The organism is Photobacterium sp. NCIMB 13483 (assembly GCF_003025475.1).
GTDB classification, from domain to species: domain Bacteria; phylum Pseudomonadota; class Gammaproteobacteria; order Enterobacterales; family Vibrionaceae; genus Photobacterium; species Photobacterium piscicola.
This window is the reverse complement of the sequence record NZ_PYLV01000002.1, coordinates 20,375-37,258: the sequence shown is the minus strand read 5'-3', so window position 1 is coordinate 37,258 and position 16,884 is coordinate 20,375. Positions and strand designations below refer to the sequence as shown.

15 protein-coding genes are annotated in these 16,884 nt (G+C 34.4%); 9 read left to right on the top strand and 6 right to left on the bottom strand.

Annotated features, from left to right (window positions below):
- Positions 1-7: 7 nt before the first annotated feature.
- The 3 genes from C9I86_RS02020 to C9I86_RS02010 form a co-directional block, all read right to left on the bottom strand.
- Positions 8-295 (bottom strand): GIY-YIG nuclease family protein, encoded by a 288-nt coding sequence (locus C9I86_RS02020; protein ID WP_080156538.1) that lies wholly within the window; start codon positions 293-295, stop codon positions 8-10.
- A gap of 113 nt (positions 296-408) precedes the next feature.
- Entirely contained in the window at positions 409-1,068 is a 660-nt protein-coding gene (locus C9I86_RS02015; protein ID WP_199190730.1) for a YceH family protein, read from the bottom strand.
- 181 nt (positions 1,069-1,249) lie between these two features.
- Positions 1,250-2,224, bottom strand: coding sequence for a diguanylate cyclase (locus C9I86_RS02010; protein ID WP_107275469.1), 975 nt, complete (start codon positions 2,222-2,224; stop codon positions 1,250-1,252).
- 213 nt (positions 2,225-2,437) lie between these two features.
- On the opposite strand from C9I86_RS02010, the gene C9I86_RS02005 reads away from it, so the two are divergent.
- The 5 genes from C9I86_RS02005 to C9I86_RS01985 all read left to right on the top strand — a co-directional run bounded on the left by C9I86_RS02005 (position 2,438) and on the right by C9I86_RS01985 (position 7,519).
- On the top strand, positions 2,438-2,890 hold the full coding sequence (locus C9I86_RS02005; protein ID WP_080155858.1) for a DUF3069 domain-containing protein: 453 nt from the start codon (positions 2,438-2,440) through the stop codon (positions 2,888-2,890).
- Positions 2,891-3,284: 394 nt separating this feature from the next.
- On the top strand, positions 3,285-4,538 hold the full coding sequence (locus C9I86_RS02000) for a winged helix-turn-helix domain-containing protein (RefSeq protein ID WP_107275468.1): 1,254 nt from the start codon (positions 3,285-3,287) through the stop codon (positions 4,536-4,538).
- A 133-nt stretch (positions 4,539-4,671) separates the two neighbouring features.
- Positions 4,672-5,778 (top strand): YdcF family protein, encoded by a 1,107-nt coding sequence (locus C9I86_RS01995; protein WP_107275671.1) that lies wholly within the window; start codon positions 4,672-4,674, stop codon positions 5,776-5,778.
- Between the two features lie 311 nt (positions 5,779-6,089).
- The gene (locus tag C9I86_RS01990) at positions 6,090-7,046 is read left to right on the top strand and encodes an SPFH domain-containing protein (RefSeq protein ID WP_080155856.1); all 957 of its coding nucleotides are present in this window, start codon (positions 6,090-6,092) and stop codon (positions 7,044-7,046) included.
- Between the two features lie 14 nt (positions 7,047-7,060).
- On the top strand, positions 7,061-7,519 hold the full coding sequence (locus C9I86_RS01985) for an NfeD family protein (RefSeq protein ID WP_080155855.1): 459 nt from the start codon (positions 7,061-7,063) through the stop codon (positions 7,517-7,519).
- Between the two features lie 76 nt (positions 7,520-7,595).
- Here C9I86_RS01985 and C9I86_RS01980 read toward each other — a convergent pair whose 3' ends face one another.
- The gene (locus C9I86_RS01980; RefSeq protein ID WP_107275467.1) at positions 7,596-7,916 is read right to left on the bottom strand and encodes a hypothetical protein; all 321 of its coding nucleotides are present in this window, start codon (positions 7,914-7,916) and stop codon (positions 7,596-7,598) included.
- Between the two features lie 183 nt (positions 7,917-8,099).
- Here C9I86_RS01980 and C9I86_RS01975 point away from each other — a divergent pair, with 183 nt between their 5' ends.
- The 4 genes from C9I86_RS01975 (at position 8,100) to C9I86_RS01960 (ending at position 11,451) form a co-directional block, all read left to right on the top strand.
- The gene (locus C9I86_RS01975) at positions 8,100-8,846 is read left to right on the top strand and encodes a hypothetical protein (protein WP_107275466.1); all 747 of its coding nucleotides are present in this window, start codon (positions 8,100-8,102) and stop codon (positions 8,844-8,846) included.
- 270 nt (positions 8,847-9,116) lie between these two features.
- On the top strand, positions 9,117-9,611 hold the full coding sequence (locus tag C9I86_RS01970) for a hypothetical protein (protein WP_235865763.1): 495 nt from the start codon (positions 9,117-9,119) through the stop codon (positions 9,609-9,611).
- A gap of 111 nt (positions 9,612-9,722) precedes the next feature.
- On the top strand, positions 9,723-10,442 hold the full coding sequence (locus C9I86_RS01965; RefSeq protein ID WP_080155851.1) for a sulfite exporter TauE/SafE family protein: 720 nt from the start codon (positions 9,723-9,725) through the stop codon (positions 10,440-10,442).
- Positions 10,443-10,509: 67 nt separating this feature from the next.
- Entirely contained in the window at positions 10,510-11,451 is a 942-nt protein-coding gene (locus C9I86_RS01960) for a LysR family transcriptional regulator (protein WP_107275465.1), read from the top strand.
- Positions 11,452-11,469: 18 nt separating this feature from the next.
- Here C9I86_RS01960 and C9I86_RS01955 read toward each other — a convergent pair whose 3' ends face one another.
- Entirely contained in the window at positions 11,470-12,129 is a 660-nt protein-coding gene (locus C9I86_RS01955) for a nitroreductase family protein (protein WP_107275464.1), read from the bottom strand.
- Positions 12,130-12,277: 148 nt separating this feature from the next.
- The gene (locus C9I86_RS01950) at positions 12,278-16,765 is read right to left on the bottom strand and encodes a GEVED domain-containing protein (RefSeq protein WP_158258905.1); all 4,488 of its coding nucleotides are present in this window, start codon (positions 16,763-16,765) and stop codon (positions 12,278-12,280) included.
- Positions 16,766-16,884: the final 119 nt, after the last annotated feature.

Sequence of the window (16,884 nt, the reverse complement as noted above, 5' to 3'; positions counted from 1 at the left end):
TATCGTCTTAATCTGAAAACAATGTATATAACGATATATCTTGTTGGATGAGATCTTCTTTTTGTGCTTTTGTTAATCGTTTTTTAATATGATATTCAAACTGCATCGCATCACGTTTACAGTTCACTTGCTGTGACCACATCAATGTTAAAGGCCCTTTTCCCTTGAGATATTTGGCCCCTTTTTTACTGTGTTGATGCTCTTCAAAACGACGACAAACATCAACAGTAACGCCACAATAAAGCATCCCTTTATGGGTCCGAATAAGATAAACAAACCAAGGAGTGGTTGACATAATAACTGGCCCCAAAATAAACAGGCCCAACATACAATGTTGAGCCTATATAAACAATCAAAGCTACAGCAAAACTGGCGAGACAATCTACCAGTATTCTTAAATAATAGAAACTACTCTGTTAATGATTCTAACATTAATTGTAATTCAACGAGTTGTTGCTTTAATTGTTCAACGTCTAATTCTAATGCGTTAATTCGTTCTTCATTGATAGCACTACCCGCTACTACCGATTTAGCTGGCGTGTAATTGTCAATATCAATATCACCACTGAGTAAGTGCACATAACGACAATCACGTTTTCCTGATTCTTTAGGTAACTTAACAACATAAGGTCCCTTATCTGCCGATGCCAATAGCTCTAATACCGCTTCAGCTTCTTGTGTGTCAGCAAAATCACATAACCGATTAGTTCGAGTACGAATTTCACCAGCACTTTGCGGGCCACGTAATAGCAATACAATCATGGCTGCTAGTTCTTGTTTAGTGAACTGTAATGAACCAAATTCAGTATTACAAAAACGATGCTGAAATTTAGAAACACGACTACCAAAACTGGATACGTCGCTCACCATCCGCTTTTCTTTCAGTTCTTCAATTGTATCAAGTACTGTTGCTTCATCGAGCGCCATTACAGGCTCACGACTTGATTTTTGATTACATGCTGTCGTCAACGCATTAAGCGTTAATGGGTATTGATCTGGAGTAGTAATTTCTTTCTCAAGTAAGCAACCAATCACTCGAGCCTGTTGTTCTGTTAATTGCATATCCATGATCATCCTATTCATCTCACCCAATGGCTTTATTCATAAACGTAAGATCTCGACACTCATCACTGAAAAGCCATTACTACAATACAGTGTCAAAATACTCTTAGAAGATTAGCACATTTATCTTTACCAGCAAGTAGTTAGGCTCTCAAAATCATGACTTTTGACCACAGCAAAGTAAAAGTTAGTTTTCATTATGACTCACTAAAGAATATGGATATTCCGCAGTGACAAATTGATCTCGTCCATTATCCTTCGCTTGATATAATAATGTATCAACCGCTTGATATAAATGTTCAACTAATTCTAAGCCCGTTGGAACCCATGAAATCGCCCCTTGACTTACAGTTAGTTGATCACTAATTAATGAATGACTATGTGGTATCGCTAACTTCTTTATCGCATTTTTTAAACGCTGACACTCTTTAATTGCTTGTTTTTCATTACAATTACAAATTAAGATAATAAATTCTTCACCACCATAGCGACCACAAATCTCCCCCGCTCTATTGAATGTTTTTTTCAAACATGATGACAATAATTTAAGACAATTGTCACCTTCGATATGTCCCTGATAGTCATTAAAGAGCTTAAAAAAATCAACATCGAGTAAAATAATCGTCAGCGGCAAATTATTTCGACCATGTAACGCAATAAATTCAGTTAATTTTTGATCCAGATACCGACGATTAGCAAGTGTCGTCAATGGATCTTTATTTGCTTGTTCTAACAATAATTTATTTACTTTCTGTAACTGTGTTGTTGTATGCTCTAACCGCTGCCTCATCACCGCTATACGGCTCATTGCCTGCATTTTCGCCGCTAATATAATAGGATTTACAGGTTTAACTAAATAATCATCCCCACCAACATCAATAGCTTTTGCAATAATATGAGGATCATTTATACCACTTAGAAAAATTACGGGCACCCACTCTGGATATTGATGCCGAATTGTATGTACTAATTCAATACCATTTTGTTGCGGCATTTCAATATCAACTAATAACAGATCAGGCTGAAATGCTGAATAACACTTCAATAACTCCTCGGCTGATGATACTGACTTAACATGATGACCTAGGTTTGTTAGACATGCCGCTAAATATAGTCGTTCACTGGCGACATCATCGGCAATTAAAATCCGCATCATTCCCATATTAAATCCTTTACGATTGTAACCATACAATATAAAACATATTGCATTCTTCATGCCATATATTTTTTTTATAAAAAAAAAACTTAACAGCGTGATTACACCATGACTATTCACTAAAATAAATTTTATTATGACTTTTATAATCATATATTGACATTTATCAGTAGGAATATAGGATTCCTCCTCTCAAAACACAATGCGTTAGGAAAAACTATGTCTGAAATTAATAATAACGAAGAGCAAATCATCGAAGAGACAGTATATACATTAGATGACTGTTCTCCAGAACTTCGCCAAGTAGTCACATTTGAAGAAGTGCCAGCAGAGTTGATTGATATGCTTGTAAACGTTTATAAGGTATCAGAGCCTACATCACGTGAAGCATGGAATACATTACCAGCAAGCGCACAAAATGTTTTGGATAATTTTGAGCAATTCCACTCCCTAGTTGCATTAAGTCAAAGCTACTCTGGCGTTGATTTTCTTGGTGAGATGCAAGAGACCAAATTCCCAGAAGATATGAGTGCAGAAGAGCAAGCGGAATACAAAGCATCAATGCTTGATAAAGTATTAGCTAACTGCGTAAAAGACATGTGTAAGCAATTGAAAAAAGCGCGTCGTAACCCACCAATGAAGCGCGAGTTTACTGAAATTTTTCAAAAGTAATCATTATTACTACGATAATTAATATGAAAAGAAAGAGCGTCGAGCTCTTTCTTTCTTTCTCATCACAACATCAGCTATATATAGATACTCAAAATGAAGAATAGCCACTGTCAAAATCACGTCATATACGCTCAATTATTGATAAAAAACAATCTCTGACAACATAAGCCGTGCTTATTGAGTATATTCCTGTTTATTATTAATTTATAATTATATCATTAAACGATTATCTTTTATTTATCAGATAAATAGCAATTATAAATATTGTGTTTTATATCTATAGTTAATACTATTAGCCTGTTAAAACCATTAAATATGACTTTTAACACCTATAAGTTATATTATCCGCTTTTATGATAGAATAAAAAATTAAGAAAACATTTGAGGTTTATAGATGGCAAATACTGAGCAAATAAGATTTAGGACAAAAGTATGCTTTATAGCAAGTCAAGGTGTACTTAAAACGTCTGAATCCACGCTCAAGTTGAATTTGTCAGAACAATATATTTTAAGCCATCTGATTGAGAACCATAGCACGCCAGTCACTAAAGATGACCTATTAAAAGTTGGCTGGCCTGATCGTATCGTTACAGAAGCATCTTTATTTCAAGTAATTAGAGCATTACGCGTTAAACTTAATGAAAAAAATAAAGGTGATGTTATTGAAACATTACCACGAGTTGGTTATCAAATTCGTGAATTTACTCGTGAAGAAGTTGATCTAACCGAACAAAAAACAAACAATGTTATTCGTAAGATTAATAAAAAAACTATTATTTCTTTAGGTTTAATTACTACTATATTATTTAGTAGTTGTGCATGGTATATGTCTCCGTCTCAAATAAATCCTACCAATTTCTTAATTGAACATGAAAATATTGGCTCCAATAATATTACCTTTATTACTAAGAATTTAGAACAACAGGTCGATTTAAGAAACAAGGCTAAAGCTATTTTTTCAGCACAAGCAGACAAGAACCAAAAAATATATTTTTACAAATCACATGATTATTATTCTATTGCTTGGTGTCAAATAATGGTAGACACAAACCAATGTAAACCAAGAACTGATTTTAGTTACAAAATCGCATCTGATGCATGGGGAAATTTCGTTCAAAATATAGCCGATAATAAAAAACGCTTTCATGAAAAAATTGGAAATGATTCAGATTTAATGCGTGAACCCCTATCGATTGTCTATCGTTCATATATTAGTAACAGCGGCATGATTTCAAAGATATCAAACTTTTATATCTCCCCAACAGATAAAAGTAATGTATTTGATTATTCAAAAGTTAATTTTATTACCAATAGTGAAACTGGCCATTATCAAGCATTATCACTCTCAGCAGAGTCATTAACAGTAACAAAAAAAGATTCACAATTTATTGCAACATTAAAAATAACACCAAAAGTTTTCCATTGGGCTTATCAAAATAATACTAATTTAAGTAACAACAAAGCGATTATTTTTTCAAATGACGATAATCAAACAGATATGTATAAGAATAATAACGTCCATTATGACTACATCTTGGTAGCTCAAAAGCGATTAAAACTTATTTTAAATGAAAATTCAGGTCTATATTGGTTACATAGCAGTAGAAATAACCCGTTAACACTATTACCAGCGAGGCATTACAAATAAATAAACATTAATGAGACAATGATCTCACCATTAAAATACACATTTTTTTCACAAAAAATATCACGAAACGATCACGTTTTTTATCATCTCAATTAAGTATATTTAGACCTAAAACAATAATACTTAAATAATGATGAAAAAAAACACAACGTCACTACTTATTGGATGCCTTTTTTGTTTAAATTCTACTTTTTCGCTGGCTAATAATAATAATTTAGTCACACCTAAAAGTATTGCTTCTACGACGGACCTTTCCTCATATACCACCAAACGTCAAGTTGTTAATCAACTACTTACCGACGCATTTATTGCTTTTCAATCTCCGACTCGCATTTCCCATGCCGGTTTTACAGCAAAAATACCCAGTAATCTTGAAATAGTAACGTCACGCTTATTAGAGGCTTATCAGCTCGAACCTTATCGTACTGATTTACTTATTTCAGCTGCAAATGCGCAAATATATAATGGTAATGTAGATCGTGCTATTACACTCTTTACACAAGCACAAGCAACAGCCCCTGATGATATTGACATTCTGTCATATCTTGCAGTATGGCAAAATTTTAAAGGCAATAATGCAGCCTCTATAAAACAGATGGCTAAACTTGCATCCCTAAACCCTGGCCGTCAAGCTGATATAGAACACATTATAAATACCGTCGATCACGTTATTGCCACACCACTAAAAACAATGGTTACCAAACCTTATAGCGGTAATACAGCTATCATTACCTTAGGTTATGCACTAAATCCTAACGGAACAATGAATGAGATTCTTATTCAACGCCTAAAACTCACATTAACACTTGCAGAGCAATCCCCTAACTCTCTTATTATTGTCACTGGCGGTGTACCTCAAAATCATAACACTGAAGGTAAACTTATGGCTGACTGGTTAATTAAACACGGTATATCTCCACATCGTATCATTGAGGATAATTACGCACGCAGCACTGTTGAAAATGCGCTGTATGTCAGTTATGCCTTAGCGCGACACAAAATTGATCATGCGACGCTTGTAAGTTCGGCTAGTCATGTTAGACGAGGACAAACTTTATTTGATATTGCCAGTTGGCAAACAGGACCTCGTGGTATTAGTTTTGACAGTGTCAGTGTTGAAGATAAACCATTGGCGGAATTAACGATTCCCTCAGACAAAGAGCTACTTGGTATTTACCGTGATGCATTACGTGTTTATGGCTTATGGAGTTATCGTTCATATCCGCTAGAGCAACGCTAAACATCAACAAAGACAGGTACGCTTAAAGCCATTGTGCTGAGCGTATTTGTACCTGTTTAATCACCCCTCTCGCCATTACCCTGCTGTTAACAGCCTATGTCATTATTCAAACCATTTGTAAATATTCACATGTTATACATCACGAATGTGATAGCGTATAACGAGTATAAGAAACATGTGTGATAATATATTATTAGCTCAAAACACAAACAAATAGAATATTTCATATCAATCAATTAACTATTACATCAGTCTCAGTAAATAACATAAAACCTGAGTGTAATATTAAATAAACAGAAGGAATTGTACGCATGCCATTAGATCTAATTACTAACTTACTCTCCAGCCCACAATTATACTTACTCATATTTATTGTTGTTACGCTAAAATTAAGCATTATCTTTGTACCACAAAATGAAGCATGGCTTATTGAACGTTTTGGGAAATACCGAGCAACTAAAGAAGCAGGTTTAAATTTCATTATTCCATTTATTGATAGTATTGGTGCCAAACGCAGCCTTAAAGAAACAGCCGTTGATGTTCCTTCACAATCAGCAATAACAAAAGACAATATCAGCCTTGTTGTCGATGGTGTACTGTATTTCCGTGTTTTAGAACCTTACAAAGCCACTTATGGTGTTGATGACTATAAATTTGCGGTCACTCAACTCGCACAAACAACGATGCGTTCTGAATTAGGTAAAATGGAATTAGATAAAACGTTTGAAGAGCGTGATCTACTCAATGCAAATATTGTTGCCGCCATCAACACAGCTTCAGACCCTTGGGGCGTACAGGTACTTCGTTACGAAATTAAAGACATTGTGCCACCAAGCTCGGTTATGGAAGCAATGGAAGCACAAATGAAAGCAGAGCGTGAGAAAAGAGCGCAAATACTTGAATCTGAAGGTGATCGCCAATCAGCAATCAATGTCGCAGAGGGCAAAAAACAAGCCCAAGTACTAGCAGCAGAAGCAGATAAACAGGAACAAATTCTTAGAGCTGAAGGTGAAGCTGCTGCTATTTTAGCTGTTGCCGATGCACAAGCTCAGGCAATACGTAAGATCGGTGAAGCCGCAGATACAGAACAAGGCCAAAAAGCGATTCAACTTGAGTTAGCAACCAAAGCTATTGAAGCCAAAAAGGCCATTGCGAAAGAATCTTCCGTTGTTTTGTTACCTGAAGATGGCACCAATGCAAGTTCAATGGTCGCTCAAGGTTTATCAATTATAAACTCAATTAATAAAGCTCAAAAAAGTAACGCTTAGAGCTAAGGGGCAATATGTTTAGCAATATCCCACAAATATTAGTGATATTGGGATTACTTACTCTTATCATTGAAGTGTTAGTACTCGGCTTGAGTACCTTTGTGCTGCTTTTTTTTGGCATTGCAATGTTGATTACCAGTGGCTTAATTTACATCGGTATACTTGAAGCGAATTGGATAACGACGATGTTAACCTTAGCTATCATCACCTTAGTATTAGCTATCACACTTTGGAAGCCATTAAAAAGATTACAGAACAAACCCAGTAAGACTGATATAAAGAGTGATTTTGCTGTTATAACATTTGAACTTGAAAAAGAGTTATTACCTTCAGAACGTTATACTTATAATTACTCAGGTATTCAATGGCAAATTAAGTCAAAAACACCCATAGAAAAAGGTGTCATGGTTGAGGTCATCAAAAAAGAAGTTGGTATTTTATGGGTAAAGCCTGTTGATCATTCTGTAAAATAACGTCTCACTTAACAAACCTCGTTATAACCAAGCCGCTAATATTACCTAGCGGCTTTTTCATCCATTATTATATCGATTAATCAACAAGTTCTGTTTTTTCTAATAACTTACAAAATTGATTTTTTATTATTGTCTGACTAATAAATATTACATTAATCGTATTATTAAAATAAGTATAAGCTAATCTAAATACAGCATCCTTTGCTACAACAATTTTATATTCAAAAATCCTCAAGCCACCACAACGTAATTGTCTTGCTGTCTTTATTTTTTCAGAACGTTGAATAATCAATTGAGGTAATCGCTCTCTTACATCCTGACAAATAATTGCCTGATATTGATTATGTAAATGGAAAAATTTACGTAAATGCCTATTTTCACTGTAAGTAATATTCATAATAAATACGTCTTTATATTTTTATTACAGTATATGAGGTCACTTAGAAAGAATATAGTTGGAGTAAATTAAAGACGCTATCAAAAAAAGTGAACATTATTCACAATATCGATGTTCACACTGTGCAGAAACCAATAACTTGTACCACAATTAAATTGTACCTGCGATAAAAGGAATACGCTAATGAGTACAAGATTAAATGACACGATAAGTATTGAACTTCAAATTCAGGCTGCTGTCAGAGAGATAGCTACCTTTACTGAATTAACGGCTCAATCAGCGTCGATGGATGATCGTATCCATGAAGCTATTCATCAAGGGAAGATTTTTTTTACACTGTATTTAATGATACAGTCACTTCACAGTGAAGCTAAAAACACCACAGCTCAGATATTGTCACAACATCATATAACGGCCTCTGAAGTAAACTTCGAAAGTGTTATCCAACAATGCTTTAATATGTTTTATATTTCTAATCATGATATTTCAGTCGACAAAGCAAACACCTGCGAGCAGATAACAACAGTCACATCAAGCGATATGCAACACTGGCAGCAATCTCCTATTCCTGAAAATATTGAGAATATGATAGCGGCACTCGCCACTAAACACGTCAAACTTCTTGCTTCCTTATTCTCACAAGCCGAAGATATTGATAACGAGCTCTTATCTGTTTTTAGTCGAGCTATGACAAACAACACTCTAGATCTAGGTATCAAACTATCATCTAAAGCGGGGACATTATTACTCGAACAAGTTATTCATTCACGTACAGGAACGGTATGCATTATCTTTTTAAATATGACTAAAAATAGTCAAGAAAAACACGCCATCAGTCAATATTTAGCAGATATCGATAATTTTTATACTACTTTAACCTCTCATGGTTTACAGCAAGGCTTACTTTTCTTAGATAAACTATCAAAATAACGTTCTACTTTTAACTATTTAATATTAGCTGATTATAAAATACTCATGAATATGTTATGAAAAATAATATAATTTACAGGTAAAAAACAAACACTATATATAAATATGCATATTTTAATAAATATATTCTGCACACATTATTCACAGTAATAATAACAATAGATATTTTTGTGATTTAAATTCCAATTCTATTACTTTTCGTTTAACTTAACCTGAAATTGATAATTCATTACTATGATTAATCATCTATTATTTCTAGGATAGTCACGAGTGAAAAAACTTTCTTTGTATATAATGCCAGTACAGTTGTTTTTAGCTGCATTTTGGTTTAAAAATGGCTTTCTTGATAAAGTAGTTGGTATCTCTTTAGGGATCATACACCCAAAAACAGCATATCATGGTCTAACATGGGGAGGTTGGCATGATAATATTGTTGGAAGTTGGGATAATAGTCGAATAGGGCATTTATTTTTCACACCCTTTTTTGAACTACTATTCCCAATTATTATTATTTTACAATGCTTACCCGTTTTATTTATATTGATGTCAATTATAAATAAAGAGTTTCTTGTTGGCCGTGAACGTCCATGGTTAATGCGATCAGCAATCACATCATTTATTGTCACAACAATAATGTTATTCAGTCAAACATTATCAAATGCCCGTGATGCTGAGTATTTATTAAACTTATTTAGTATTAGTATGGTTTTAATCATCTACATCGTAGTTGTTGAAAAAATACTCGAAAAAAAACATAACAATTAAATATTTTAATCAGTGTGATTTATATCATGCTGATTAATTTCTTGATTGCATAAAAAGACACGGTGCATAACAATAGCTACATTCTATGATTCTTAATGTAAGAACCTAATTATGACTATTGACCCAACAACATTACTGGCTATTGCAATGATCTTTGTCGGATCATTTGTTCAAACAGCCATAGGTTTTGGACTTGCTATAGTATCAGCCCCTATTCTTATTATCATTGCACCTCAGTATGTCCCTGCCCCTATCTGTTTAGTTGCCCTCTTTATTTCATTACTTAATAGTCTAAAGCACCGTAATAGCATTGAATTAGGTGGTTTGAAAATGGCAATCTTGGGCCGAATACCAGGATCCATCGCAGGTGCAATGTTGCTTATTTTTATATCAACCCAAACCTTATCCCTTTGGGTTGGTCTATTAGTACTTCTCGCTGTATTTATTAGTGTAATGCCGTTTAGAATTGAGCCAACACCTAGAAGAATGGTGATTGCAGGATTTTTCTCAGGATTGTTCGGTACCAGTTCTGCTATTGGTGGTCCGCCGATGGCGATTCTATTGCAACACCAAGAAGCAAATCAGCTTCGTGGTAACTTATCGGCTTTCTTTGTGTTTAGTTCGATTATTTCATTAATAACATTAATACCTGTCGGCTTTTTGAATATCGAAAAATTATGGCTAACTTTACCGTTATTGCCTGCTGCATGGGCGGGATATTGGTTAGCACTCAAAACCACGCAATCATTACCTAAACAAACCATTCGCTATGGTGCATTAACGTTATGTCTCTGTTGCGGTATTATTGCTGTCTATAAAAGTATGATGTGAATTATTTGGCACCACACGCTTATAGAGCATTTAGCTAGATTATTACTGGACAATTAAAGGAATAAAAATGTCACTTGCTACCCAACTATTATTATTTGCTGATGTTGTTAATCAAGGATCATTTTCAAAAGCTGCGACGTTACACGAAATGGATAATTCATCATTATCAAAAAAAATAAAAAAACTAGAAACAGAATTAGGTGTACAACTGTTGAATCGCTCTACCCGATCTTTTTCATTAACGTCAGCTGGTGAGGATATTCTCAAACAAACAACCAAACTCAGCGATGTTTTAAACGATATTCAATTAATTGCTAATTCATACCAATCGCAACCGAAAGGTATTTTACGTATCACTTCACCTATTTATTTTGGGCAAAACTATCTGCAACCAGTGATTTCACGTTTTATGACGCAATACCCTGATATACAAATTGTACATTCATTAGATGATAGAAAATCTGATATTATTTCAGAACAATTTGATATCGCATTTAGACTTGGAAAACTCACTGAATCTAATTTAATTGCCAAGAAAATTGCAGATACCCATTTTATTTTAATAGCATCAAACGACTTTATTCAGCGTCATGGTTTACCAACAACACCACAGCAACTCTCTGAACTTCCAGCGATTGTATACAGTAATGTCGACTTAACAATTGATCAGTTACAAATCAAAAGTGCCCATAAAAATGAACGTTTCTGTCACTATAAAATGCAAACAAAATATAAGGTCAGTGATGTAAAAACCATGATAAACGCAGCCAAAGATGGTATTGGCTACGCGCTTATTGATTTATCTAATTTAGAAGGCTCATTAGAGCAACAAGGATTAGTGCAATTATTGCCTAACATGATTATTTCACGCGTTGATACCGCAATTTATGCCATATACCCACATCGAAAACACACCATGTTAGTTAAAGAATTTATTCAAGCAGTACAAGATCATATCGGTACACCACCACGTTGGACAATGTACCTACCGCATAAACCGATTCTATGATACTTGTATTTCAATACGTTACAGTACAGTAATAATATCTTCTGCTGCTAAACGGGCTTTGGGTAAGCCGTAATTATAATCTTGCCCTTCTAGATGGTAACCCATTGCTAATGCAAACTCACAAACATAACCATCTAATTCATCATTAAAAAGAGAACCTATAAGCTCAGAATCTACCCCCTCCATTGGTGTTGATGCAATATTTAATCGCGCAAGTACATGCAGGGTATTACCTAAAGCAATGTATGTTTGTGCTTTAGTCCAATGACCATTAAATCCATTTTCATCCGTGTTTGATTCAGCGAAGCCATAAGCACCATTTAACATGTTGTCATAGTTTTCTGCGGCTAAATGACCAGAGGATACTTCAACGTCCACCACTTTACGGTAATCATCTTTGGTATAATATGGGTTATGAGCAAATAAAATGATATGAGATGCTTCAGTTGCATGTCGCTGATTCATTTGATATTTATTTGCAAATGTTTCATGGAAACGTAACTTTGCCTCATTACTTTCTAATACAATAAATTTCCATGGTTGTGAATTTATTGATGATGCAGACAAACGAATCGCTTCTTTGATCACATCCATATTTTCAGCGCTAATTTTTTTAGTTTTATCATATTGTTTAGCTGTATAACGGTTGTGAAGATCAGTAATAATTTGATGTTGCATAATAATATCTCTCTTAACTCATCGATGGAGTAATAATAGAGAGATATTAATTGACAATAAATAGCATTTACGTCCAATGATTATGGCTATTTTTTCCATAATATAAGCAAAGTATGTCATTCATATTCAACTTTCAAATGACCACAACTTAATCAACATTCACTCTATACACGACACTACCGCTTTCACCTGATTTTAATGTCCCTGTTAAGACCCACTTCACTTCCCCTTGATAACCAATAGTGTTCAACGGCGCAGCAGGTATAAAACTACAGACTAATCCTGATGGAATTGTGCCTCTACTACAATTAACCTCGCTATTTAGTGATGTATATGCTGGTACCTTATCAAAAATGATGACATCTTTAATATCGTCACTGCCTATATTAGAAAAAATTATTGTATATTCTACGACATCATTAGGTTTCGCACTGTTACTAACGTCATTACCATTTGGACGGGTTATATTTGCGACTTTTTTTTCTAGTTTCAGTGTTCCAGCGCCCAAAAAAGCAACACGTACAGTGTCTGTATCGACTACTGTTTTCACAATACCATGACCAGTAGAAGCGATATCATCAAATACCATTTCAGCTTTAATTCTATAATTAAACACGCTATTTAGCGGTGCATCGGCAGGAACAAAGACTTGGGCAACCAAACAAACTTCTTTATTACTATTAGCGTCAACATTAATGCTATTAAGAATCGTTTGATCGTTATTTAATTTATCATCACAATCTACATTATGCTTTAGGACTGTACTCCAATTACTATTCTCTGGAGTAACTACCTTATCCACAATAGAAAAGCCTACACTGCCACTAGTATTAGCTTTAAATTTATGGTGAAAAACAATCATTTTACCTGGTTCTACATCTGAATAATTATTCGGATTAATAACAGGCTGTTGCACTTTACCAAAATTGATATTGCTTAAATTATCACCAGCAGATGCAATCACTATCATCTGACTATCTGTCACAGCCCCACTTGTCACTTGCGAATGGCCACCGTTATTTTCACTAATATCAATCCATTTCGCTTGAGAGACCACATCAAGCCTAATATTTTTTCCCGCAAGAATAACGGGAATAATCAGACTATATTGTCCTGCTCCACTACTAACATCTGTTGTAATAACATCTCCTGGATTAAAACCAGTAACAGCGACGGACTCATCAAACAGCGCTCTAACAGTAAAATTAGCTATGCCAGTTTCATTGCCATCCATTATTCCATCATGTGCAGCAAGAGCTGTCCCAAGTGCATTATCTTCAAATACAGTACCACTTAAGACAATTTGATTAATTAATTTAAATTGATAATCTTCAACTTCACCATCAGGAGCTATACTGGCCGCTACATTACAAACTCCTGCCGTACTACAAAGGCGGAAACGCATAATACTATTACCGTTATAAGAGTCTGTTTGTGCTGGATCGATAGTTATTTCAAGATTTGTTGTCAACTGGCTAATTACTTTATCATTTTCAATCTGTTCATCTGTATCATTAAAATCACCATCACCATTAAGATCAACAAAGACATTTAAAAAACCAGTTTGAGCGGGCACTGTCACTGTAACCTGAGCAGACACCCCCACGGTAATTGATGCAGGAACACTGACACCATCATCTTCAAGATCAGTATCTGCTGCACTGCTTTCTTTTGTGCTTAATTCACTATCCCACAAGCTACCTAATGTAAGATCTTGATTACCATTCGTGGCTATATCACGATAACCATGCCCTGCAATACCATAAGAAATAAGAGCATCACCATAATCACGAGAGTAATAACATCCAGCAATATCTTGATCGACTAGATTTATATCTTGCCCTTCAGCAAAAAAAGTCATCTTTTTTGTTAATACATTGATTTTATATATCGCAGACTTATTAATTAAGTCATAATTACCATCTTGGTTAGTATCATGATCACCATTATCAACAACAGCATAAATATTATAACTTTTATCAGCAATCAAGCCGCCCGATATTGCTTCTCCACTACTATTTTGTGGAAATAAACCACCGCTATAGCTAATATTATATTCAGTAACAACACCTTGTGGTGTAATAGAGGATAATTTTCCTGAGGCTATTTTTGTAGAATAAATTGTATCAATTTCAGTATTAACGGCAATATCGCCATCATGTATATATTGAGATAAAGGAATAACATCAAATTTTCCTGATGCTAATGATATTTTTATCAGCCCTTTTAAAGTCGATGAAGATGCATAAAGATATAATCCATCACTTGAAATATCTCCCATCGTCACACTACCAATAGCATTACCACCAACTGTTAACGCTAGTGGATCACCATCCATAAAATTAATTATGCCATAGTTAGAGTGCGTTATTGATTGTGCACCATTAGCAGTTACTGAATCTAACCCAATAAATGAATTACCACTACGATCCGTACTAAATAGATAGGCATTCCCACCGCTGTAAAAAATACCATAAAAGAGCCCTAATATACGATTGAAACCAATACTATTAATATCAGAGATTGTAGGATGTCCAGAAATAGAAATGGGTGTTGATAATGTTAAAAATGCTAATGGATTAGAAACTGGATCTAATTTCGATAGAGTATAATTACTACCCGTAGCCGCATCAGTTTGAAGAATGACATCACAGGTTGTATTCGCAATCAAATCAGAAAAATACAATCGGTAATCCTCAACCTCGCCATCATAAGAGATACTATTTGGCGTATCACAAGTTGTATTTAAACTACAAAGACGAACGCGTAAAAAACTATAGCCTAGTACAACATTATTAGGTATTGTAATTGAATATAACGTACTACCAACTACAGCTGTATTATCATTAATGACTTTTTCGGAAGCTTCCCATACTCCATTTTGATTGAAATCAACCCAGGCATGAAGCTGACGTCCATTATCAATCTCTTCTTGTATTTCAATAGTTAGATCTAATTTATTATTAATATCAATAAAAGATGAAGAAAAGGTCACACCGTCATCATCAGCCAAATTATTATTATCATCAGCTAATGCCAGTTTATCTTGTTCGTTTATATTAGAGTCCCAAAGTGTACCTAAACGGAGATCCATAATATAATTACGATCACTATCGGCTTCTCCATGAAAAGCATTGTTACCCGCTAATAATGCATCCCCCATATCACCTTGTAATATATCTGTCGACATAGCATAAATATTACTTAACCCTGTATCATCTTCAATATAAACACTGATATCACGGTTGCCAATAATACCACTATTATTTTGAAAACGAATAGCTTGCATTAATTTAGAAGCTGTTGTGGTTGTTGCAGCGTCATCAATAAAATTAATCTGTAATGGCTTTCCTACTCCGTGATTAATTATATCAATTTCACCAAATAATACGCCTTCATAATAGACTTTATTTTGAACATCAACACGAATTTCACCAGTACCATCACCAATAGATTCAATAAAAGTAATTTCATTTGCAGCATCTTTATACGCCACATTAATTTTAAGCTGACCTCCATTTAGCGTAACACTATCAATATCTGTCGCTAAAGCATCAGCATTAACATCCAATGAAGCAACTTGCCCCATAATATATAAAGACTTATCACCATTAATATTTAATATTTCAGGAGCATGAGGATCGGGTACTATATAAGTTACAGTAAAATAACCATGAACAAAATTATTCGTGGTATCAATAACTTGAAATGTCATGGGGTAAATACCAGGATCTAATCCTGTACCAACCTCGCCAGGTGTAAATGTAAATTCATCAACCCCGGTTTCAACCAAAGCACCAGAGAAATCACCTAAACTCATAACATCGACATTTGTTCCAGTGACATTAAACGCATAGCTATCTCCTTTTTTGACAATGACTTCACTGTCAGTCAATGCAATATAACTAACAACAGGTTTATTAACTAATTTAAATAATACGTCAAAATGTGTTTTAGATTTTATTACCCCATTATCATCAACATCTTCGACAACAATACCGGCACTATATAAACCTGGCGGTAATGAACCTGAATTACTCCATGTTAAAATTCCCGTACTTTCATCAATCGTTAAACCTGGAGGGTTACCACCATTGCCCATTTCACTCGCGTTACCAACACGGAATTTAATATTATCACCATCAGGATCTAATGCAGGAATTTTAATCGAATAATCTGCGAGGACTGAACCGTCAGTTTCTTGTTGCGGTACTTGAAATAAAATAGGGAAATCAATTAATGGAGCACGATTACCACCTTGAACTAAAATTGTTGACTGTATATTCCACCAACCACCAGAATTATTCTTTAAATTAATACGGCAGCAGCTACCATAATTAGCATAATAAGTAGTATTGACATCGATATTTTTAATCTGGGTCTCTGATACTTCTAATTTATATTCACCGTTAATAATTTGATTTGTAATTACACCAAGATATGTTTTCGAACCTCCAGAAACTCTAACACGATTACCATTACAATCACTTCTATTAACATGACATGCGGTTTTTAATGAAATAATCACATCATTTTTAATACCATCAGCATCTAAAGCTACAGGTGACCATGTTATGCCACCACCTCGCCAATGCGCAGCATGAACCACGGAAGAAAATATGAAACAAAACATCATTAGCACAGTAAGTATGCTAAATATTATTTTTCGATAATCATGATATTTTTTTAAAATCATATCTCATCATCCGATAAAAGTTAGAATGATGAAATAAAATGCATATATTGAACCAACAA

What these genes read in the sequence shown, in the direction of transcription:
- C9I86_RS02015 (WP_199190730.1), bottom strand. Translation starts at nt 1,068, where the DNA reads ATGGATATGCAATTAACAGAACAACAGGCTCGAGTGATTGGTTGCTTA.
- C9I86_RS02020 (WP_080156538.1), bottom strand. Translation starts at nt 295, where the DNA reads ATGTCAACCACTCCTTGGTTTGTTTATCTTATTCGGACCCATAAAGGG.
- C9I86_RS02010 (WP_107275469.1), bottom strand. Translation starts at nt 2,224, where the DNA reads ATGGGAATGATGCGGATTTTAATTGCCGATGATGTCGCCAGTGAACGA.
- C9I86_RS01995 (WP_107275671.1), top strand. Translation starts at nt 4,672, where the DNA reads ATGAAAAAAAACACAACGTCACTACTTATTGGATGCCTTTTTTGTTTA.
- C9I86_RS01975 (WP_107275466.1), top strand. Translation starts at nt 8,100, where the DNA reads ATGAGTACAAGATTAAATGACACGATAAGTATTGAACTTCAAATTCAG.
- C9I86_RS01960 (WP_107275465.1), top strand. Translation starts at nt 10,510, where the DNA reads ATGTCACTTGCTACCCAACTATTATTATTTGCTGATGTTGTTAATCAA.
- C9I86_RS01980 (WP_107275467.1), bottom strand. Translation starts at nt 7,916, where the DNA reads ATGAATATTACTTACAGTGAAAATAGGCATTTACGTAAATTTTTCCAT.
- C9I86_RS01990 (WP_080155856.1), top strand. Translation starts at nt 6,090, where the DNA reads ATGCCATTAGATCTAATTACTAACTTACTCTCCAGCCCACAATTATAC.
- C9I86_RS01985 (WP_080155855.1), top strand. Translation starts at nt 7,061, where the DNA reads ATGTTTAGCAATATCCCACAAATATTAGTGATATTGGGATTACTTACT.
- C9I86_RS01950 (WP_158258905.1), bottom strand. Translation starts at nt 16,765, where the DNA reads ATGATGTTTTGTTTCATATTTTCTTCCGTGGTTCATGCTGCGCATTGG.
- C9I86_RS01965 (WP_080155851.1), top strand. Translation starts at nt 9,723, where the DNA reads ATGACTATTGACCCAACAACATTACTGGCTATTGCAATGATCTTTGTC.
- C9I86_RS02000 (WP_107275468.1), top strand. Translation starts at nt 3,285, where the DNA reads ATGGCAAATACTGAGCAAATAAGATTTAGGACAAAAGTATGCTTTATA.
- C9I86_RS01955 (WP_107275464.1), bottom strand. Translation starts at nt 12,129, where the DNA reads ATGCAACATCAAATTATTACTGATCTTCACAACCGTTATACAGCTAAA.
- C9I86_RS02005 (WP_080155858.1), top strand. Translation starts at nt 2,438, where the DNA reads ATGTCTGAAATTAATAATAACGAAGAGCAAATCATCGAAGAGACAGTA.